Raw genomic sequence first — 19,913 nt, 5'->3', positions numbered from 1 at the left:
CCCATAATGCGGGCAATTTCCAATTAACACTGCATCAATCGGTGAGGCGCCGCCCGGCCGCCCCGAAACGGCGCCACCTGATTTCCGCACACCCGCGCCACCAAGCATCTCCCCCAGGCGTCGCGCACGCCCTTCCCCAACCCGCTCCCCACTTGGGGATGGAAATCATACGAAAACCTATCTATCCCAGTGGCTCGATCCGTAACGCATTCGAGTTCACCTAACGCGGCAGGCCCCCGCATTGGCTTCGACACCCTTGCTTTCCGGCGCATGCCGCCATCCGCTCGAGAGGGCGCTCCGCGTCCCCCTCCACATGGCGTGCCGGATGGCGCCGGGCACCGCAGGGCCCGCCCGTGCCGCGCGGTTTCCCATACGTCATCTCCTGCCGGTAGGCGGGCCGCGACCATGAAGATCCGGTTGCCTCGATGGCTCACCCGCCTCGCCTTCCATGCCGACGGAAGGCCGCGCGGCTTCGTGCGCCGCGCGCTGTTCCATCGCAGCGGGCGCCCGCGCAGCCGGCTCAAGTTCCTGGTCCAGCACAAGTCCGGCCGGCCGCGCCGGGCCTTCCGCGAGCTGCTGCTGAATGCGGGGCAGGAAGCCATCACGGGCGCGGCGGGCGAACCGGCCTTCGATGCAGGCTGGTATCTGGGCAGCAATCCCGACGTGCGCGAAGCCGGCCTGTCCGCGCTTTATCACTACCGGCTGGTCGGCCGTCTCGAGGGCCGCTTGCCGGGCCCGCCCCGGCGCAGCCGGCCGGTCGCCGACGCCCAGCTCCAGGTGCTGCAATACGCCCCGCCCGGCCCGCGCGCGGCGCTGTTCGTCACACATTCCCCGCGCGGGGGCATCAAGCCGCATGTGCGGCACTATCTCGAGGCGCTTGTGCGCGAGGGCATCGAGGTCTACCTCCTCGTCGCCGCCGACCAGCCCTTCACCGGCGACGCGCCATGGCTGCACGCGCTCTGCCGCGGCATCTTCGTGCGCGAGAATGTCGGCCTCGACTTCGCCGCCTGGGCGCACATCATGCGCAGCTACCGCGCCTTCTTCGAGTGCCAGACGCTCTACCTGCTCAACGACAGCCTGCTCGGCCCCACCAACGCGGCCGACTTCCACACACTCATCGAGCGGATCGAGAACCATCCGGCGGCGCTGGTCGGCCTCACCGACAATTACGAGCGCGGCTGGCACATACAGAGCTACTTCCTCGCCCTGAAGGCGGAGCTGCTGCGCAGCCAGCCGCTGCACGACTTCGTCCGCGACATCGTCGCCTTCGACGACAAGAACGACGTCATCAACACCTATGAGGTGAAGTTCGCCCCCGCCATGCAGGCGGCCGGGCTGCGGGTCGGCCAGCTCTTCGACACCTATGACGAGCACAACTCGACCATCTTCCGCTGGCGCCGCCTGCTCGCCGACGGCTTCCCCTTCATCAAGGTGATGGCGATCCGCGACGACATCCCCTTCGCCGACAAGACCGGCTGGCGCGAGGCGCTGGCGGAATACGGCTACGACGTCGCGCTCGCCGACGCGCTGCTGGACGAACTCGCCGAACAGCGCCGCTTCCCGCTCGGCCCGCAGCCGGCGCGCACACCGCCGGTCGTCACCTTCATCGGGCTGTGGAACTACAATAACGGCCTCGGCGCCGCCGCGCGCGGCTACCTTACCGCGCTGATGCACGCGCCGTTCCGGCGCAAGCTGCTGCCGATCCGTCGGCCGTTCCACATCCACCAGCGCATCGCCCCCACCATCGCTTGCGCCGACCTGCCGGGTCCCGCCGACGTCGCCGTGGTCCATCTCAACCCGGACGGCTGGGGCACCGTGCTCGACAAGGGCGCCGAGGCGGAGATCGATCGCGCGCTGGTACGCGTCGGCCTGTTCGTGTGGGAATCGCCGACCCTGCCCGACTATTTCCAGCGCGGCCTCGCCGAGGTCGACGCGGTCTGGGCGCCGAGCGAGTACTGCACGGAGATCTTCCGTCCCTTCGCCCGCGGGCCGGTCCATGTCGTGCCCCATGTGGTGCCGGTGCGCGAGACCCTCGTCCCGCCCGCCACCCGCACGCGGCTGCGCCGGCGCTACGGGCTCGACGAGGCGGCGCGCATCATTCTCTACGTGTTTGACGCCTCGAGCTTCCTGGTGCGCAAGAACCCGCACGCGCTGGTGCGCGCCTTCGCCCTCAGCGGCCTCGGGGCGCAGGGCTGGCAGCTCGTGCTGAAGACCAAGCATGTCGACCCGACGCACGCTGACGCTGCCGCCCTTCTCGAACTGTGCCGCGCCACGCCCGGCGTCGTACTGCTCGACCGTTCCATGTCCGACCACGAGCTCGCCGTTCTGCAGGATTCGGCCGATATCTACGCTTCGCCGCATTGCTCGGAAGGCTTCGGCCTCACCATCGCCGAGGCGCTGGCGCGCGGCATCCCGGTGGTCGCCACCGACTATGGCGGCTCGCGCGACTTCCTCACCAGCGAGACCGGCTTCCCGGTGCGCTACGAGGACTGGACCCTGACCGAGGATTTCGGCGCCTACCGCACCGGAACGCGCTGGGCGAAGGTGGACGAGGCCCATTTCGCCGAATGCCTCGCCGCCGCCGCCGCGCTGACCCCGGAGGCGCGCGCCGCGCTGGGCGAGCGGGCCCGCGCGCATCTGCGCGCCACGCTCTCCCCGCAGGCCGTGGCACGGCGCATGGAGGAGAGCGTCGCCCGGCTGCTGTCGGCGCGCAGCGAGGCGGAGGGGACGCCATGAACGACTATCCCCTGACGATCCGGCTCACCCCCGCCGGGGCGCTGGCGCCCGGCCAGTCCTGGCCCCGGCCGGCGCTGGACGACTGGTACGCGCTCGCCGACCCGGCCTGCCGGTTCCATCCCGACATCCGCAGCATCCTGCGCGTCGCGGCCACCGCGCGGCCGGACGTCGACATCTTCTATGGCGATGCCGTCGAGACCGCCGCGCCCGCGCGCGGGACCGTCGGCAAGGGCGCGGCGCAGGACCGGCTGATCCTCAAGCCCGGCTTCGACATCACCCAGCTCATCGCCCAGGACTATATCGGCTGGCCGCTCTTCATCCGCGGCCGGGCGCTGGAGGCGCTTGGCCCACCCGGCCCCGAGGCGGGAGACGCCGCCGGCTACGACCTGCTGCTGCGCGCCAATGCCGCCGGCATGATGGTCGAGCGCATCGCCGAGATCCTCTCCGCCCGCGGCGCGACGCCTGCGCCCGACAATCTCGCCGACCGGCGCCGCGCCGTGCGCGCCTGGCTCGACCAGCGGCTCGAGGAGGCCGAGATCCTGCCCGGCCGGCTGCCGACGACTCTGCGCCTGCACCGTCCCCTCGCCGAGCCGCCCGAGGTCACGCTCATTGTCCCCACGCGCCAGACCCTTTGCACGCTCGGCGAGGAGGCGATGCGCGGGCGCCCCCTCGTCCTCAACCTGCTGGAGAGCCTCGCCCAGTCTTCCTGGCCGATGGACCGGCTCACCGTGCTGGTCGGCGACGATATAGAGGACGGCGCCGCCTATGCGGACCGCGACTGGCCGTTCCGGCTGGAGCGCGTCGTCACCCGCCGCGCGCCGGACGAGCCGTTCAACTACGCCCGGAAGATGAACGCGCTCTGGCCGCTGGCGCGAAGCGAGTACGTCGTGTTTCTCAACGACGACATCGTCGTGCGCCAGCCGGACTGGATCGAGGCGCTGATGAGCTTCGCCTGCGACGAGGACGTCGGCGGGGTCGGCGCGCGCCTGCTCTACCCGGACGGGCGCATCCAGCACGCCGGCATGGTGGGCGGGGTCATGGGCACCTGCACCCATGTCTTCATCAAGCAGCCTGCCACAGCGCCGAGCTACGGGAACTGGGCCGACGTGCACCGCGAATATTCCATGGTCACGGGCGCGGCCTTCGCCACCCGCCGCAGCCTGCTGGAGCGGATCAACGGCTTCGACGAGCAGTTCGCGCTCGACTGGAACGATGTCGACATGTGCCTGCGCATGCGCCTGCTCGGGCTGCGCATCGTCTATACGCCCCATGCCGAGCTGACCCATTACGAAAGCGCCTCGCGCGGCGCCAGCAACCTGCCGGGCGCCGACCTCGCCCTGTTCCTGGAGCGCTGGAGCGAGCTGCTGGACAACGACCCGGCCTATAATCCGGGATTGGTACGCAATTCGCCCCTGACCGCCCCCGCTCCGCTGGCCTATAAGGGCTGGTGGCGCGAGTGAACCGGGCGCTCGCCGGGAGCCCGCGCGCCGCGCTGGCCCGCCGCTCGCGCGACGCCGATTTGCCCGCCAACCTGCCCGTGAAGTAGCGGACCCCGCCGGCCATGGCCCTCAGCCCCATCCCGCCGATCTGGCTGACGCCGACCTCTGCGCAGGACAGCAGAAGCTTCCTCCCCCCGCCCGCCCCGCGCGGCGGGCGCGAGCCCGACGTCGCGACGGTGCTGTGCAGCGACGCCGACACGCCGGTGACGGTCCAGGTGGAAAACGCCGCCGGCCATGTGGCGGAAACCCTCGTGCTGCGCCCGGGCGAACTCGCCGGGCTCGCCTTGCCGCGCGATGCCGGGCGGCTCGTCCTGCGCGATACCGGGGAGGCGGAGCCCGGCCCGGTGCGGCTCGGCCATTACCCGCTCGGGCGCTGGGCGCTGCTTGTGCACGCGCTGCGCTATGGTACGTGGACGGGTGCCGCCCCGGCCCGGCAGAAGGCGCTGAAGCGCGCCCTGCGCACGCTGCGCCGCCGCCTCAAGCAGGCGCTGTGGACCTCCTCCGCCGCCTCTCTGGCAGGACTGCCCGACTATCGCCGCTTCCGCGCCCGCCATGTCGGCGACTTCGCCGAGGTGCCCCCGCCCGGCGCCGCGCCCCGGCTCGCCTTCCTCAGCGCCGCCGCCGGAGTGACGCCCGACGCGCTCGCCGCCTGCGCCCGCGCGCTCGACGCCCAGACCGACCCGAACTTCCGCTGGATCCTCGCCCTTCCGCCCGGCGAGGCGGCCGAATTCGCCCCTTCCGGCGCGCGCGTGACGCCCGTCCCCGCGCCCGATGCCGACCCCGCGCGCGGCCTCGCCGCCGCGCTCGAGGCGGCAGACGACGACGAGATCGTGGTGCCGCTCGACGCCGCCGGCACGCCGACGCGCGACGCGGTCGCGCTGCTGCGCGCGACCTTCGCCCGGCACCCCGACTGCGCGCTGGCCTATACGGACGAGGAATATCTCTACCCGGACGGTGCCTTGCGCGACGGTGCCTTCAAGCCGGCCTACAACCGGCATCTCCTCGAGGCGATGGACTATATGGGCGCGCTGGTGGGGCTGCGCGGCGCCCGCGCCCGCGCGCTCGGCCTGCGCCCGGCCTTCGGCGCGGCGGCACGCTACGATCTGCTCTTGCGCTATCTCGACGGCGTGCCGCCCGCCGCCATCCGCCACCTGCCGCGCGTCGCCTATTCCTCCGTACGCGCCGGGCCGGGCTTTGCCGATGGGCCGACCGCGCGTCTCGCCGCCGCCGCCCTCGCCGAGCGGCTCGGCGTGCCGGTGGAGGTCGACCCGCTACGCCATCACCTCATCCCGCGCTTCAAGGTGCCGGCGCCGGCGCCGCTGGTGTCGATCGTCATCCCCACCCGCGACCGGGCCGAGCTCCTCGCCCGCACCCTCGAGACGCTGGTGGCGGTCAGCGCCCATCACGCCTTCGAGATCATCATCGTCGACAACGGCTCGCACGAGGAAGAGACCTTCGCCCTGTTCGAGCGCGCCCGCGCGCTGTGGCCGGCGACGCGGATCCTCACCGACGACGGCGACTTCAACTTCTCCCGCCTGTGCAATGCCGGCATCGCCGCCGCCACGGGCGAGCTGGTCCTGCTGCTCAACAACGACATGGAGATCGTCGAGCCCGGCTGGCTCGGCGAGATGGTGGCGCTCGCCTGCCGGCCCGGGGTCGGCATCGTCGGCGCCAAGCTGCTCTACCCGGATAGGAGCGTGCAGCATGCCGGCTTCATCGTCGGGCTGCGCAGCGGCGCCGGCAGCCACTGGTTCGCCCATGCCGCCGCCGACGCGCCCGGCTATCAGGACCGGCTGGTGGTGCGGCAGAACCTGTCCGCCGTCACCGGCGCCTGCCTGCTGGTGCGCCGCGACTGCCTGGAGGCGGTCGGCCTGCTCGACGAGGAAGCCTTCGCCGAGGAGTGCAACGACATCGACCTGTGCCTGCGCACGCGGCAGGCCGGCTGGGAGGTGGTGTTCACCCCCTTCGCGCGGCTGATCCACCATGAATCCGCCTCGCGCGGCACCGACACCGAGCCGGGAGCGAACCCGCGCCGGCTCGCCGAGCGCGAGCGCTTCGCCGCCAAATGGGCCACCGACACGCGGACCGATCCGCATCTCGGCCCGAATTTCCGCCGCGACAACGAATATGCGCTGCGGGCCCCCTCGCCGCAGGGCAGCCGCGCCCCGCGCACCGACGCCATCGAGTGAGCGCCATCTTCACGCGATGGCGCGGGCGCCTCAGTGACCCTCGTCGGCGAGGCGGATCAGATAGGCGCCGTAGTTCGACTTCTTCTGCGCCTCGCCCAGCTTGCGGAGCTGATCGGCGTCGATGAAGCCCTCGCGGAACGCCACCTCTTCCGGCGCGGCGATGCGCAGCCCCTGCCGCGCCTCGAGGATCTGCACGAACTGCGCCGCCTCCAGCAGCGAATCCGGCGTGCCGGTGTCGAGCCAGGCGAAGCCCCGTCCCATCATCGAGACGCTGAGCTCGCCCCACTCCATGTAGGTGCGGTTCACGTCCGTGATCTCGATCTCGCCGCGCGGCGAGGGCTTGAGATTGGCGGCGATGTCGACCACGCGGTTGTCGTAGAAATAGAGCCCGGTCACGGCGAGGTTCGACTTCGGCTTGGCCGGCTTCTCTTCCAGCGAGATCACCCGTCCGTCCGGGCCCATCTCGGCGACGCCGTAGCGCTCGGGGTCGTGCACCGGATAGCCGAACACGGTCGCGCCCTTCTCGCGCTTCACCGCGTCGAGCAGCAGCTCGGGCAGGCCGTGGCCGAAGAACAGGTTGTCGCCCAGCACCAGCGCCACCCGCTCGTCGCCGATGAACTCGCGCCCGACGATGAAGGCGTCGGCGAGCCCGCGCGGGCTCGCCTGCACCGCGTAGCTGAGCGAGATGCCGAACTGGCTGCCGTCGCCCAGCAGGTGCTGGAACAGCGCGCTGTCGTGCGGGGTGGTGATGATCAGAATGTCCCGGATCCCCGCCATCATCAGCGTGGTCAGCGGGTAGTAGATCATCGGCTTGTTGTAGACCGGCAGGAGCTGCTTGGAGACCACCAGCGTGATCGGGTGAAGCCGCGTGCCGGACCCGCCGGCGAGGATGATTCCCTTCATGTGCCCCTCGGTCTGGATTCTAGTTTTCGGCGAGCAGCCGGTCGACCACCTCGGCCGTGCGCTGCTGCCAGGGCGCGGCGCGGTAGCCGAAGCGTTCGGCGAAAAGCTCGCTCGACAGTTCGGAATTGGCGGGCCGGCGCGCGGGCGTCGGGTAGTCCGCCGTGGTGATGGCGGCGACCTCGGGCCGCCGTCCGGTATGCCTCGCCGCCTGGGCAACGATCTCGCTGGCGAAGCCGTGCCAGCTCGTCGCCCCGGTCCCGGCGAAATGATAGGTGCCGGGCACCGCCGTCCCGGCGCGGAACGCCTGCGCCGCGACGAGGATCGCCTCGGCGATGTCGCGGGTCGCGGTCGGGCAGCCGTGCTGGTCGGCGACCACGGTCAGCCGGTCGCGCTCGCGCGCCAGCCGCAGCATGGTCTTGAGGAAGTTCGCCCCGTAGGCGCCGTAGACCCAGGAGGTGCGCAGGATCAGGTGGGCCGGCAGCGCCGCGCGCACCGCGCTCTCGCCGGCGGCTTTGCTGGCGCCGTAGACGCCGAGCGGGGCGATCGAGTCGCTCTCCACATAGGCGCCGGTGCGGGTGCCGTCGAACACGTAGTCGGTCGAGATGTGGATCAGCGCCGCGCCGTGGCGGGCGCAGGCGGCGGCGATGTCGCCCGGCGCCTTGGCGTTGATCGCGTTCGCCAGCTCCGGCTCGCTCTCCGCCCGGTCGACCGCGGTGTAGGCGGCGGCGTTGATCACGACGTCCGGCTTCATCGCGCCGATCACCCGCTCGATCGCGGCGGCGTCGGCGATGTCGAGCCCGGCATGGTCGAGCGCAGTCAGTGCCAGGCCGCGCTCGCCGGCAAGGGCGGCGACCTCGCGCCCGAGCTGCCCGCCGGCGCCGAGCAGCATCAGCCCGCTCATTTGGCGAGCCCGATGCGCGCGCGGTCGTAGCGCGCCTTCAGCGGCTCCCACCAGGCGGCGTTGTCGAGATACCAGCGCACCGTCTTCTCGATGCCGCTCTCGAAGGTCTCGGAAGGCACCCAGCCGAGCTCGTTCTTCAGCTTGCTGGCGTCGATGGCGTAGCGCGCATCGTGGCCGGGCCGGTCGGTGACGAAGGTGATCAGGCTCTCGCGCGTGCCGATCCGCTCGTCCGGCACCACGCGGTCCATGATGGCGCAGATCGTCTTAACCACGTCGATGTTGCGGCGCTCATTGTTGCCGCCGACATTGTAGCTCTCGCCGAGCCGCCCGGTGGTGGCGATCAGCTCCAGCGCGCCGGCATGGTCGTCGACATAGAGCCAGTCGCGCACGTTCTCGCCCTTGCCGTAGACCGGCAGCTTCTTGCCTTCCAGCGCGTTGAGGATGGTGAGCGGGATGAGCTTCTCGGGAAAGTGGTACGGCCCGTAATTGTTCGAGCAGTTCGACATCACCACCGGTAGGCCGTAGGTGTGGAACCAGGCCCGCACCAGATGGTCGGACGAGGCCTTGGAGGCCGAATAGGGCGAGTTCGGCTGGTAGGGCGTATCCTCGCGGAACAGACCGTCCTCGCCCAGCGTGCCGTAGACCTCGTCGGTCGAGATGTGGTGGAAGCGGAACGCCGCCTTTCCGGCCTCGCCCATGCCCTGCCAGTAGCGCAGCGCTTCCTGCAGCAGGGTGAAGGTGCCGATGACATTGGTGTGGATGAAGTCGCCCGGCCCATCGATCGAGCGGTCGACATGCGATTCCGCCGCCAGATGCATCACGAGGTCGGGCCGGAAGCCCTCCAGCACCTCGCGCACCGCCCGCGCGTCGCAGATGTCGGCCTGCGCGAAACGGTAGTTCGGGCTGTTGTCGATCTCGTTCAGCGAGGCGAGATTGCCGGCATAGGTGAGCTTGTCGAAGTTGAGGACGTCCCATCCGGCACGAACCAGGCGGCGCACCACCGCCGACCCGATGAAGCCGGCCCCACCGGTCACAACCACACGACGCGTCATCTCGAACCCTTGCTGCTCACCTCAGCGTCGGTCGCTATCACAGCGTAAAGGGCGTTGCATAGTCCTCCAGCTTCGGCTGGACCCGGTCCTTGGCCGAAAGGATGGCCGCCTCCGCCGCGACCGGCCATTCGATACCGATCGCCGGGTCGTCCCACAGGATGCCGGCGTCGTTTGCCGGCGCGTAGGGCGCGTCCACCTTGTAGGCGACGATGGTGTCCGGCTCCAGCGTGCAGAAGCCATGGGCGAAGCCGTGCGGCACCAGGAGCTGCTCGCCCCGCTCCGCGCTCAGCGTCGCCGACACCCAGGCGCCGAAGCTCGGCGAGCCCTTGCGGATGTCGACCGCGACATCGAAGATCGCCCCGCGCACCGCGCGCACCAGCTTCGCCTGCGCGAAGGGCGGGGTCTGGAAATGCAGGCCACGCACCACTCCGACCTGGCGCGAGAGCGATTCATTGTCCTGCACGAACACCGTGTCGATGCCGAAGGCGTCGAAGTCCGACTTCTTGTACGTCTCGCAGAAATAGCCGCGCTCATCGCCGTGACGTTTCGGCTGGATCAGCACGACGTCCGGCACGTCGAGACGGGTAAAGCTGGTCATATCTGAGAATTCCTACCCGATGGGGGATGAACGCAAGTCCCTCTGGTCAACACGACACCGCCCGCCCGTCCGCTATGGACCCGAGCGCGGCAGCCCTTTTCCGCAACCTGCCAGCAACACCGCCCCTCCCGGCCCGGTGCCGGAAGCGCGGACGGCATTCACCCCCCGATAGGCCGCCCGCCGGACGGCCCGCCTCTCCATGGCCGCCCGATGTAGCGAAATCAAGACGCCGCCCTCACCATGCCCGGATAGCTTGTGCCCGGATCGCGCGCCGGCCCCTCGAAAATCCCGCGCCCGCGGCACTCCGCCCGACACTTCCGCCCGGAACCGGACACCACACTCCGGTCGCGCTCAAGGGTCGCGCGGCGAGCCACGCGGGCACGTAGGGGCTGTCGCGCGCCTTACGCCTTCTGCGCGAGGATGTCGCGGATTTCCATCAGGAGGGATTCTTCGCGCGTCGGCGCGGGCGGGGCCGGCGGCGGCTCGGTGGCCGCCTTGCGGCGCAGCCGGTTGATGCCCTTGACGACGATGAACAGGATCCAGGCGACGATCAGGAAGTTGATGACCACGGTCAGGAAGTGGCCATAGGCGAACACCGCCCCCTGCTCGCGCGCGGCGGCGAGCGAGTTCTCCGTCACATTGGCCGAAAGCGGGATGAAGTAGTTGGAGAAGTCGAGCCCGCCGAACACCGCGCCGACCAGCGGCATGAACAGGTCCGACACCACCGAGGTCACGATCTGGCCGAACGCGGCGCCGATGATCACGCCGATCGCGAGGTCCACAACGTTGCCCTTGACCGCGAATTCGCGGAATTCGTTCAGCATCTTGCTCACCGTCGCCTCCATGAGCTGATGGCGGAGCGCCGGCTCGCCCGACTCGCTCACCACGCCAACTGTGGATCGCCCGCGTGGCTGCGGCAAGTCGTCCCGCGAGCGCCGTCCCCGCCCGCCTTCGCCCATCTCCTTCGTGCCCTTCGCGCGCACCACACCCGCGCCTGACGACGCCGCGCCGGCCCGGCACCTGCGCCGTCGCCGGAACCACAGGTTGCGCCGCTTGCCCAGCGCCGCCGTGCGGGCGCATAAAGGGCCGCGCGCGCTTGGTACATTCTTGCCGCGCCCACTCGCCGCCCGCCCGCCTGCCGCCGGGCGCGGCGCCCAACGGAGCCCTTCATGCTTCAGGCCTGGGTCATCATCGCCGTCGCCCTGGTCTATGTCGGTTTCCTGTTCGCGGTCGCCAGCTTCGGCGACCGCCGTCCCGCGCGCCCGCGCCGCGAGGGGCGGCCCTACATCTATTCGCTCTCGCTGGCGGTCTACTGCACTTCCTGGACCTTCTTCGGCTCGGTCGGCCTCGCCACTACCCAGGGGCTCAACTTCCTCACCATCTATGTCGGGCCGGTGCTGTTCTTCGCGCTCGGCGCGCCGCTGCTGCTGCGCATCGTGCGGCTCGCCAAGGCGCAGAACATCACCTCCATCGCCGACTTCGTCGCCGCCCGCTACGGCAAGAGCCAGGGCGTGGCGGCGCTGGTGGCGGTGGTGGCGATCCTCGGCTCGCTGCCCTACATCGCGCTCCAGCTCAAGGCGGTGTCCGCCTCGCTCATCGCCATGCTCGGCGATTTCGAGGGGCTCGGGATGCACTATCCCGTGGTCGGCGACCTCGCGCTGATGATCGCGGTGGCGATGGCGGTGTTCGCGGTGCTGTTCGGCACCCGCCACATCGACGCCACCGAGCATCAGGAAGGGCTGATGCTGGCGGTGGCGACCGAGTCCATCGTCAAGCTGGTCGGCTTCCTCGCGGTCGGGCTGTTCGTCACCTTCGTCATGTTCGCCGGCCCGGCGGACCTGTTCGCACGCGCCGCCGAGAAGGGCGTGCTGCCGGTGCTCACGCGCGACTTCTCGGTCAGCAACTGGGCGGTGATGACGCTGCTCTCCGCGCTCGCCATCTTCCTGCTGCCGCGCCAGTTCCACGTCGCCGTGGTGGAGAACACCTCCGAGCGCGAGATCCGCACCGCCTCCTGGCTGTTCCCGCTCTACCTGGTGCTGATCAACATCTTCGTCATCCCGATCGCCATCGCCGGCCTCGTCGCCTTCCCGCCCGGCTTCATCGACGGCGACATGTACGTGCTCACCCTGCCGCTGTCGGTGGGCGCGCGCTGGATGGCGCTGATCGCCTTCGTCGGCGGCCTCTCGGCGGCGACCGCGATGGTGATCGTAGAGACCGTGGCGCTGGCGGTGATGGTGTCGAACGACATCTTCATGCCGCTGATGGTGCGCGGCCGGCGCGGCGGCACGGAGGACGATGCCCCGCGCGCCCTGCACAGCGACATGGGCGAGCGGCTGCTGATGGTCCGCCGGGTCGCCATCTTCGCCATCCTGCTGCTGGCCTATCTCTACTACCGCTTCGCCGGCGAGGCGCAGCTCGCGCAGATCGGCCTGCTCTCCTTCGCCGCCGTGGCCCAGTTCGGCCCGGCCCTGCTGCTCGGGCTGATGTGGCGGCGCGGCACCGCGGCCGGCGCCATCGCCGGCATTGCCGGCGGCATCGTGTTCTGGGCCTACACGCTGCTGCTGCCGAGCCTGATCGACGCCGGCCTGTTCGGGCCGGACCTGCTGCTGCATGGGCCGTTCGGCATCGAGATGCTGCGCCCGCAGGCGCTGCTCGGCGTTCATGCCAGCCCGCTCAACCACGGCGTGATGTGGAGCCTCACCATCAACGTGCTGTGCTTCCTCGGCGTGTCGCTGATGCGCCCGCCGGCGCCGATCGAGCGACTGCAGGCGAGCGTGTTCGTCGAATCCGACCGCGCCCCGACCGCGCCGAGCTTCCGGCTGTGGCGCTCGCCGGTCACGGTCGGCGAACTGCTCGGCACGGTCTCGCGCTATCTCGGCGAGGAGCGCACCCGCGCCTCCTTCGAGAGCGTGTCGGCGATGCGCGGCGTCACCCTCGATCCCGGCCGCGAAGCCGACTTCCAGCTCATCCGCTATGCCGAGCACCTGCTCGCCTCGGCCATCGGCGCCGCCTCCTCGCGCCTCGTGCTGTCGCTGATGCTGAGGAAGCGCACCGTCTCCACCAAGGCGGCGCTGAAGCTGCTCGACGACGCCTCGGCGGCGATCCAGTACAATCGCGAGATCCTGCAGACCGCGCTCGACCATGTGCGCCAGGGCATCGCCGTGTTCGACCGCGACCTGCGCCTCATCTGCTGGAACCGGCAGTTCGGCGAGATGCTGGAACTGCCGCCCGAGATCGTGCGCATCGGGGTGGGCATCGACCAGATCATCCGCTTCAACGCCACCGGCGGCATGCTCGGCCCCGGCCCGGTCGAGGAGCTGGTGCGCGTGCGGCTCGAGCGCTACGGCCGGCGCAACGCCACTTTCCAGGAGCGCCTCACCCCGCGCGGCGTGGTGATGGAGGTGCGAGTCAACACCATGCCCGACGGCGGCGTGGTGGTGACCTTCACCGACATCACCCCCTCGGTCGAGGCCGCCGAGGCGCTGGAGCGCGCCAACGAGACGCTGGAGCGGCGCGTGCGCGAGCGCACCAAGGCGCTGGAGAAGCTCAACGCCCAGCTCGCCCAGGCCAAGGCCGAGGCGGACGAGGCCAACATCTCCAAGACGCGCTTCCTCGCCGCCGCCTCGCACGACATCCTGCAGCCGCTCAACGCCGCCCGGCTCTACGCCACCAGCCTGGTCGAGCGCACCGAGGGCGTGGAGCAGGGCCGGCTCGCCCACAATGTCGACGCCTCGCTGGAGGCGGTGGAGGACATTCTCGGCGCCCTGCTCGACATCTCCCGCCTCGACGCCGGCGCGCTGAAGCCCGACATCGGCGTATTCCGCATCGACGACATCTTCAGCCAGCTCGAGCTCGAATTCGCCCCGCTGGCCAAGGACAAGGGTCTCACCCTGACCTTCGTGGCGAGCTGCGCCGCGGTGCGCTCGGACCGGCGCCTGCTGCGCCGCCTGCTGCAGAACCTCGTCTCCAACGCCATCAAGTACACGCCGAGCGGGCGGGTTCTGGTGGGCGTGCGCCACCGGCGCGGAAAGCTGCGCATCCAGGTGCTGGACACCGGGCTCGGCATCCCCCAGGCCAAGCAGAAGCTCATCTTCAAGGAGTTCCAGCGCCTCGACCAGGGCGCCAAGGCGGCGCGCGGGCTCGGGCTCGGCCTGTCCATCGTCGAGCGCATCTCCCGCGTGCTGGAGCACCCGATCAGCCTCGTCTCGACCGCCGGGCGCGGCAGCGCCTTCGGCGTGGAGGTGCCCTCCGCCCCGCCGATCCCGGCGCAGGCGCCACGCACCCCGCCGCCCGCCCTGCCGGCGGCGGCGCTGAACGAGCTCGCCGTGCTGTGCATCGACAACGACCCCGCCATCCTCGACGGCATGGAGACGCTGCTCTCGGGCTGGGGCTGCCGGGTGGTGAAGGCGCACGACGTGCAGCGCGCGCTGGCGGCGCTGCGTGAATCGCGCATCGCCCCCGACGTGCTGCTGGTCGACTACCATCTCGACGAGGGCGACGGCATCGAGGCGGTCAAGCAGCTGCGCTGGAAGCTGGACCAGCACCTGCCGGCGGTGCTGATCACCGCCGACCGCTCGAAGCGCGTGCGCGACACCGCCCGCGCCACCGAGATGGAGGTCCTGAACAAGCCCGTGCGCCCCGCCGCGCTGCGAGCCCTACTGGCGCAGTGGCGCGCTACGCGAGCGGCGGCGGAGTAGGCGCCCCGGCGGGACGCGCCGCGCTCAACTGCTCTCCACCGGCTCCCCGTTCGCGGCCACGCGCGCGAAGAAAGCGAAGAACTGCGACGCCTGGCGGCGGGCGAGCTGGACCCGCCTCATGTGCAGTTCCTTGATCCGGCTGTCGAAATCGGGGTTGCGGCGGTCGATGAACTTGGCCTCGACGATCAGCCGGTCGGTGTCGATCCGGCCGAACTCGCGCAGTTCCCAGGTCTCGCGCAGCCGGTAATTGCCGATGAACGCGCCGCACAGGCCCGAAATCGCCGGCAGCAGGATGAGGATGGCCTGGTCCCAGGCATCCTCCGTGGACGGCCAGCCGATCGCGATCAGCACCGAGGTCAGCACGCCGAGAAGCAGGCTCAGCATGGAGAGCCCGAACCACGCTACCTGCAGCGCGCTGCGGCGGGCCACGAACCACCGGCGATCCGACCGGAGCTTCGCGAGCAGGTCGTCGCGCCGCTCGGTCCTGAAGGCCCACAGATCTTCCGGGATGCGGGTCTGGTTGAAATCCGTCTCCACGGGGCGCCTCTCGTGCCGAACCGCGCAATGCTGAGCACGGACACGAGCAAAATGCAATCATAAGTTGTGAATGGCCGTGGACCGCTAGCGGACCGCCGATCCGGCGGCGCTTCCGCCTACCCCGCCGCCTGGCTCCAGGTGCCGCCCTCGATCTTCGAGGCCGCGATCACCGCCTGGGTGCGACTCTCCACGCCGAGCTTCTGCAGGATGGCGGAGACATGCGCCTTCACCGTCGCCTCGGAGACGCCGAGCTCATAGGCGATCTGCTTGTTCAACAGCCCCTCGGACAGCATCATCAGCACCCGCACCTGCTGCGGCGTCAGCGTGGCGAGGCGCGCCACCAGCGCCCTGGTGTCCGTGTCGCCGCCGGCCGAGAGGTCGACGTCCGGCGGGGTCCAGGTCTGGCCGTCCAGAACCGTGCGGATCGCCTCGCCCATCGTCTCGACCGACGACGTCTTGGGGATGAAGCCGGAGGCGCCGAACTCCATGCAGTGGCGGATGACGCCCGCCTCCTCATTGGCCGAGACCACCACCACCGGCACGCCGGGATATTGCGCGCGCAGATACATCAGCCCGGAGAAGCCGCGCACCCCGGGCATGGTGAGGTCGAGCAGCACCAGGTCGACGTCGCTCTCGCGCTCGAGCAGGGCCTGCAAATCCTCGAGCCCGCCCGCCTCGAACAGCTCCGCCGAGGGAAACCGGCGCAGCACCGCCTCGCGCAGGGCACCACGAAACAGCGGATGATCGTCGGCGATCACCAGCCGGAAGCTCGTCGTCGTATCCACGTCCCAGCGGTCCTCTCGCTCGCGGGCCGGCGCGCGCCCCCGCGCCGCGATCATGGTTCGGTCGTACCGGCACCGCAAGTCGGCCCCAATTGCCGAGATTTAGTTGGCATCGCCGACAAACGCCACCACCAATTCACGCCGATGCGCGTGAATACGGTGTTCCACCAGATAGAGCCCCTGCCACGTGCCGAGCGCCATCCGTCCCGCGATCACCGGTACCGCGAGATGGATGCCGGTGAGCATCGCCTTCACATGGGCGGGCATATCGTCCGGCCCCTCGAGCGAATGGACCCAGCCCGCATCCTCCGGCGCCAGCCGGTCGAGCGCGGTGGCGAGGTCCACCCGCACGTCCGGGTCGGCGTTCTCCTGGATCGTCAGCGACGCGGAGGTGTGGCGGCAGAACACGCTCACCTCGCCCTCGCCCGCTCCGATCGCGGCGAGAAAGCCGGCGACCGCCTCGGTGATGTCGGTGAAGCCGCGCCCGCGCGTCTCGACGCCGAGAACCGTCGTGAAACGCCGCGCCACGGTGCTTTCGCGCACCTCGCCCTGCCGTATTGCCGCCATTGCCGCGTCCTTTCCTCTAGGGCCGCGCTGGACGAATGCGGCCCGCTGGGGTTGGATAGGGTGGATCAACCCCTGATGACAGACCCGCCCAACGCTATTGTGGAGCGTCCTCAACCTATGTCTTCCCCGCTGCCCGACATCGCGCCGCGCCCTTCCGCCGCCGAACTCGTGATCGATCCCGCCCTGTTCGACCCGGCGGCGATCGCGGCAGACACCCGCGCCATCAATGCCGGCATCGTCAAGGCGCTCGGCGCCGTACCCGACCGCTGGGTGTTCCCGATGGCGATGCTGCGCAAGCTCAGGCTGGACGGAAAGGGCCCCTTTCCGCTCGCTCCCGAGAGCCCGTTCGCGCAGGTGATCGAGATCGAGGGCCCGCACGGCCCCGTGCCGCTGCGCGTGCTCACCCCACCCGAGCCCGCCAAGGGCGTCTATCTCCACATCCATGGCGGGGGCTGGTGCCTCGGCTCGGCGCGCGAGAATGACGGGCTGAACCACCGCTTCGTCGAGCGCACCGGCTTCGCCGTGGTTTCGGTAGACTACCGGCTCGCCCCCGAAGTGCCCTATCCCGCCGCGCCCGACGACTGCGAGGCGGCCGCGCTGTGGCTGCTGCGCGAGGGGCCGGCGCGCTTCGGCACCGACCGCTATGTCATCGGCGGCGAATCGGCGGGCGCGAACCTCGCCGTCGCCACGCTGCTGCGCCTGCGCGACCGGCACGGGCTGACCCCGTTCCGCGGGGCGAACCTCACCGCCGGCTGCTACGATCTCGGCCTCACGCCGAGCGCGCGCCAGTGGGGCGAGGAGCCGCTGGTGCTGAACACGCGCGACATCAATGTCTTCGTCGGCCACTATCTGCGCCAGGGCGGCGACCTCGCCACACCCGACATTTCCCCGCTCCATGCGGACCTGACCGACATGCCGCCGGCGCTGTTCACCATCGGCACCCGCGACGCGCTGCTGGACGACACGCTGTTCATGGCGCCGCGCTGGCTGGCGGCGGGCAACGCGGCCCAGCTCGGCGTCTATCCCGGCGGCTGCCACGTCTTCATCGCCTTCCCGGGCACCCTCACCGACCAGGCGCTGGCGCGCAGCTACGCCTTCGTCGAGGCCTGCTGAGGCCGGGCGCTCCGAAACCCGGGACGGACGGTTCACCCGGGGCGCGGCACGCAATAGCCGCGCCTACAGCGCCTCGCTCTTACCCGGCGGCACACCCTGCGGTGCGCTCTGGGGCGTGGTCGCCCCCTCGCCGTGCTCGCGGCGGAAGCGGTCGACCATTTCGAGGAAGCGGCGGAACACGTGCTCGGCCATGTCCATGGCCTTGTCGAGCTGGCGCTGCGCATCCTCGGTCAGCTTGGTGTCGTCCTCCGGCGGCGGCGCGACCTTTGGCGGCGCGTCGGGCCGGGTGGAGGAGCCCGCCCCGCCCTGCTGCGGCGGCGCCATGATGTCGGGCACGCCCGGCGTGGTGCCGCGCCCCTTCTCCAGCGCCGCGATGCGCGCCTGGAGCCGGCCGATCTCCGCCTCCAGCGCCGCCCGGTCGTCGGGCACCGCCTGGCACACCCAGGCGCCGGCCCGCTGGCTGCAGAACGACATCGCGCCGGTGCGGGTATCGAGCTTCATCAGCCCGCCCTCGACCGGCTGCATAGAAAAGCGCGCCGCCTCGCCGGCGGCCGCAGCCGGCACCTCCTGCGTCGCGGCCGGCTGCGCGGCAGCCCCGCGCACGAGGCCCGGCGCGGCGAGAAGCCCGGCGGCGGCCAGCACCAGCGCCGCCATCCGCGAAACGCAGCCTGCCTTTCGCGCGGCCTTTGCTGTGATTCCTGTCGTGCCTGTGGTGGTGAGCGTGATCGTGCCGGTCATGGCCCTCACTCCTCGTTCCCCGCGGGCGCACTCAGGGCCTGTACGGCGCACGCCCGCTCGACAACGCCGCATCGAGCATATCGATCCGGTCCTGGCCCCAGAACACCTCGCCATCGAGCACATAGGCGGGCGAGCCGAACACGTCGGCCGCCACCGCGCGCTCCTCATTGGCCGCGTAGGCCGCGACGATCTCGGGCGAATCGGCGGCCGCCATCAGCTCGCCCGGCAGATCCAGCTCGGCGAGGATCGCCGCCAGCGTGTCGGGATCGCCGAGATTCTCCTCGCGCTGCCACACCGCGGCGCCGAACCGGCCGATCAGCGGCGCCACCTCGTGCCCGGCCTTCATCGCGGCGATGATGAGGCGGTCGGTGAAGCCGGACCTGAACGGCCAGAAGGCCGGCCAGATGGTGAATTCCATTTCGCGTGCGGCGCGCCAGCGCTGCAGCTCCAGCAGCCGATAGCGCTGGCGCACCGGATGGCGCTTGGCGAGCGGCAGGCCGCCGGTCTCGGAGAAAAGCTCGCCCAGCCCGACGGGGATGAACTCCACCCGCGCCTCGTGCTGGCGCGCGACCGCGAGGAAGGTGGAGAGCCCCAGAAAGGCCCACGGGCTCGCGGTGGAGAAATAATAGTCGATGCTGCGCGACATACTCGCTCCCGGAACCTGCGACACGAAACGGCCGGGCGCAGGCTAGAGCAAGACGGGCGATCGGGAAACGGGCGCGGCAAACCGCCGAAACGACAACGGCGCCCGCGAGGGGCGCCGCTGCCGGACAATCGAAAGGAGAGAGGGACGGGGAGAAGGTCCGCGCCGCGCTCAGGCCGCCGAGCGGGCGGTGAAGGCGGTGACCATCTGGTGCAACTCGTCGATGGCCTCTTCGATCTCGGCCTTCTGCTGCTCCAGCAGGGCGAGTTGCTCGACGCATTTCTCGCGGGTCAGGGCGAGACCGCCGGTCGGCACCGGGCCGCCCTCGCGCAGCGCCACCATGGCCTTGATCTCGGCGAGGGTGAAGCCGAGCTTCTTGCCCTTGAGGATGATCGCGAGCCGGTCACGCTCGGCGACGCTGTAGAGGCGGGTAAGGCCCTCGCGGCGCGGGGCCAGCAGGCCCTTGTCCTCGTAGAAGCGCAGGGCGCGGAGCGTCACGCCGAACTCGCGGGCGAGATCGCCGATAGTGAAGAAATGCGGCTCGGACGCATTCGTGACCGACGATTCGGCGACGTGGTCGGTCTCGAAGGAAGTGAAATCCATGTCGACAACTCCGGGTGGATGGCGGGGTGGGCCGGTGAGTTGCTGAGAATGTGACAGACCAGCTTCCGCTAGGGGAGAAAGTCGCACCCGACGTTAGGGCAACTTACTGTTAAACGGAGAGCCAACAGATTGATATAAAAGGATTTTTCTGAACACGCTCGCGCTGCATCGCAGCATTCGCCCCGCTTCCAGGTGCAGGGCAATATCGAGAATCGAACCAAAATCGCTCGCGCAGAGGCTGTCGACATGGCCGTCGCGTACGTCTTCGCCGCCGCTTCGGAGGCGCCGCGTCCGACGCATTAACGCCGCATTTACCAAGATTTCGAAACATTCGACCGCATCAGCCTCAGCGCAC

The 19,913-nt window shown here is 70.2% G+C and carries 16 protein-coding genes; 5 read left to right on the top strand and 11 right to left on the bottom strand.

The window, feature by feature from the left end; translation table 11 throughout:
• Positions 1-405: 405 nt before the first annotated feature.
• The 3 genes from NVS89_RS10285 to NVS89_RS10275 all read left to right on the top strand — a co-directional run bounded on the left by NVS89_RS10285 (position 406) and on the right by NVS89_RS10275 (position 6,424).
• Positions 406-2,736, top strand: a complete 2,331-nt coding sequence (locus tag NVS89_RS10285) for a rhamnan synthesis F family protein (protein ID WP_258732602.1) — start codon at positions 406-408, stop codon at positions 2,734-2,736.
• Positions 2,733-4,196, top strand: a complete 1,464-nt coding sequence (locus tag NVS89_RS10280; protein WP_258732601.1) for a glycosyltransferase family 2 protein — start codon at positions 2,733-2,735, stop codon at positions 4,194-4,196. The genes NVS89_RS10285 and NVS89_RS10280 overlap by 4 nt, the downstream gene beginning before the upstream one ends.
• 101 nt (positions 4,197-4,297) lie before the next feature.
• Positions 4,298-6,424: a glycosyltransferase family 2 protein gene (locus NVS89_RS10275; protein ID WP_258732600.1), complete on the top strand. Its 2,127-nt coding sequence runs from the start codon at positions 4,298-4,300 to the stop codon at positions 6,422-6,424.
• Between the two features lie 30 nt (positions 6,425-6,454).
• Here NVS89_RS10275 and rfbA read toward each other — a convergent pair whose 3' ends face one another.
• The 5 genes from rfbA to mscL form a co-directional block, all read right to left on the bottom strand.
• Positions 6,455-7,327 carry a glucose-1-phosphate thymidylyltransferase RfbA gene (rfbA, locus tag NVS89_RS10270; RefSeq protein ID WP_258732599.1) on the bottom strand — a complete coding sequence of 291 codons (873 nt, stop codon included), beginning with the start codon at positions 7,325-7,327 and terminating at the stop codon, positions 6,455-6,457.
• A 19-nt stretch (positions 7,328-7,346) separates the two neighbouring features.
• Positions 7,347-8,228: a dTDP-4-dehydrorhamnose reductase gene (gene rfbD, locus NVS89_RS10265; protein WP_258732598.1), complete on the bottom strand. Its 882-nt coding sequence runs from the start codon at positions 8,226-8,228 to the stop codon at positions 7,347-7,349.
• Positions 8,225-9,280: a dTDP-glucose 4,6-dehydratase gene (gene rfbB, locus NVS89_RS10260; RefSeq protein WP_258732597.1), complete on the bottom strand. Its 1,056-nt coding sequence runs from the start codon at positions 9,278-9,280 to the stop codon at positions 8,225-8,227. Before rfbB ends, rfbD begins: the two co-directional genes overlap by 4 nt.
• 37 nt (positions 9,281-9,317) lie before the next feature.
• A complete protein-coding gene (gene rfbC / locus NVS89_RS10255) occupies positions 9,318-9,878 on the bottom strand; it encodes a dTDP-4-dehydrorhamnose 3,5-epimerase (RefSeq protein WP_258732596.1) in 561 nt (186 codons plus the stop codon).
• Positions 9,879-10,279: 401 nt separating this feature from the next.
• Positions 10,280-10,702: a large conductance mechanosensitive channel protein MscL gene (gene mscL, locus NVS89_RS10250; RefSeq protein ID WP_258732724.1), complete on the bottom strand. Its 423-nt coding sequence runs from the start codon at positions 10,700-10,702 to the stop codon at positions 10,280-10,282.
• A gap of 345 nt (positions 10,703-11,047) precedes the next feature.
• On the opposite strand from mscL, the gene NVS89_RS10245 reads away from it, so the two are divergent.
• Positions 11,048-14,575 (top strand): PAS domain-containing hybrid sensor histidine kinase/response regulator, encoded by a 3,528-nt coding sequence (locus NVS89_RS10245; protein ID WP_258732595.1) that lies wholly within the window; start codon positions 11,048-11,050, stop codon positions 14,573-14,575.
• Positions 14,576-14,599: 24 nt separating this feature from the next.
• On the opposite strand, the gene NVS89_RS10240 is transcribed toward NVS89_RS10245, so the two are convergent.
• The 3 genes from NVS89_RS10240 to NVS89_RS10230 form a co-directional block, all read right to left on the bottom strand.
• Positions 14,600-15,112, bottom strand: coding sequence for a hypothetical protein (locus NVS89_RS10240; protein WP_258732594.1), 513 nt, complete (start codon positions 15,110-15,112; stop codon positions 14,600-14,602).
• A gap of 116 nt (positions 15,113-15,228) precedes the next feature.
• Positions 15,229-15,897 (bottom strand): response regulator transcription factor, encoded by a 669-nt coding sequence (locus NVS89_RS10235; protein WP_258732592.1) that lies wholly within the window; start codon positions 15,895-15,897, stop codon positions 15,229-15,231.
• Between the two features lie 99 nt (positions 15,898-15,996).
• Entirely contained in the window at positions 15,997-16,461 is a 465-nt protein-coding gene (locus NVS89_RS10230) for a secondary thiamine-phosphate synthase enzyme YjbQ (RefSeq protein WP_258732591.1), read from the bottom strand.
• Between the two features lie 117 nt (positions 16,462-16,578).
• On the opposite strand from NVS89_RS10230, the gene NVS89_RS10225 reads away from it, so the two are divergent.
• Positions 16,579-17,574 carry an alpha/beta hydrolase gene (locus tag NVS89_RS10225; protein WP_258732590.1) on the top strand — a complete coding sequence of 332 codons (996 nt, stop codon included), beginning with the start codon at positions 16,579-16,581 and terminating at the stop codon, positions 17,572-17,574.
• A 63-nt stretch (positions 17,575-17,637) separates the two neighbouring features.
• Here the strand turns inward: NVS89_RS10225 and NVS89_RS10220 are convergent, their stop codons facing one another.
• The 3 genes from NVS89_RS10220 to NVS89_RS10210 all read right to left on the bottom strand — a co-directional run bounded on the left by NVS89_RS10220 (position 17,638) and on the right by NVS89_RS10210 (position 19,558).
• On the bottom strand, positions 17,638-18,312 hold the full coding sequence (locus NVS89_RS10220) for a hypothetical protein (RefSeq protein ID WP_258732589.1): 675 nt from the start codon (positions 18,310-18,312) through the stop codon (positions 17,638-17,640).
• A 31-nt stretch (positions 18,313-18,343) separates the two neighbouring features.
• A complete protein-coding gene (locus NVS89_RS10215; RefSeq protein ID WP_258732588.1) occupies positions 18,344-18,958 on the bottom strand; it encodes a 2-hydroxychromene-2-carboxylate isomerase in 615 nt (204 codons plus the stop codon).
• 168 nt (positions 18,959-19,126) lie between these two features.
• Positions 19,127-19,558: a MerR family transcriptional regulator gene (locus tag NVS89_RS10210; RefSeq protein ID WP_258732587.1), complete on the bottom strand. Its 432-nt coding sequence runs from the start codon at positions 19,556-19,558 to the stop codon at positions 19,127-19,129.
• Positions 19,559-19,913 lie beyond the last annotated feature (355 nt).

Source organism: Ancylobacter mangrovi (assembly GCF_024752355.1).
In the GTDB taxonomy this organism is placed as follows: domain Bacteria; phylum Pseudomonadota; class Alphaproteobacteria; order Rhizobiales; family Xanthobacteraceae; genus Ancylobacter; species Ancylobacter mangrovi.
Note: the sequence above shows the minus strand (reverse complement) of the source record. Positions and strands in the feature narration are given on the sequence as shown.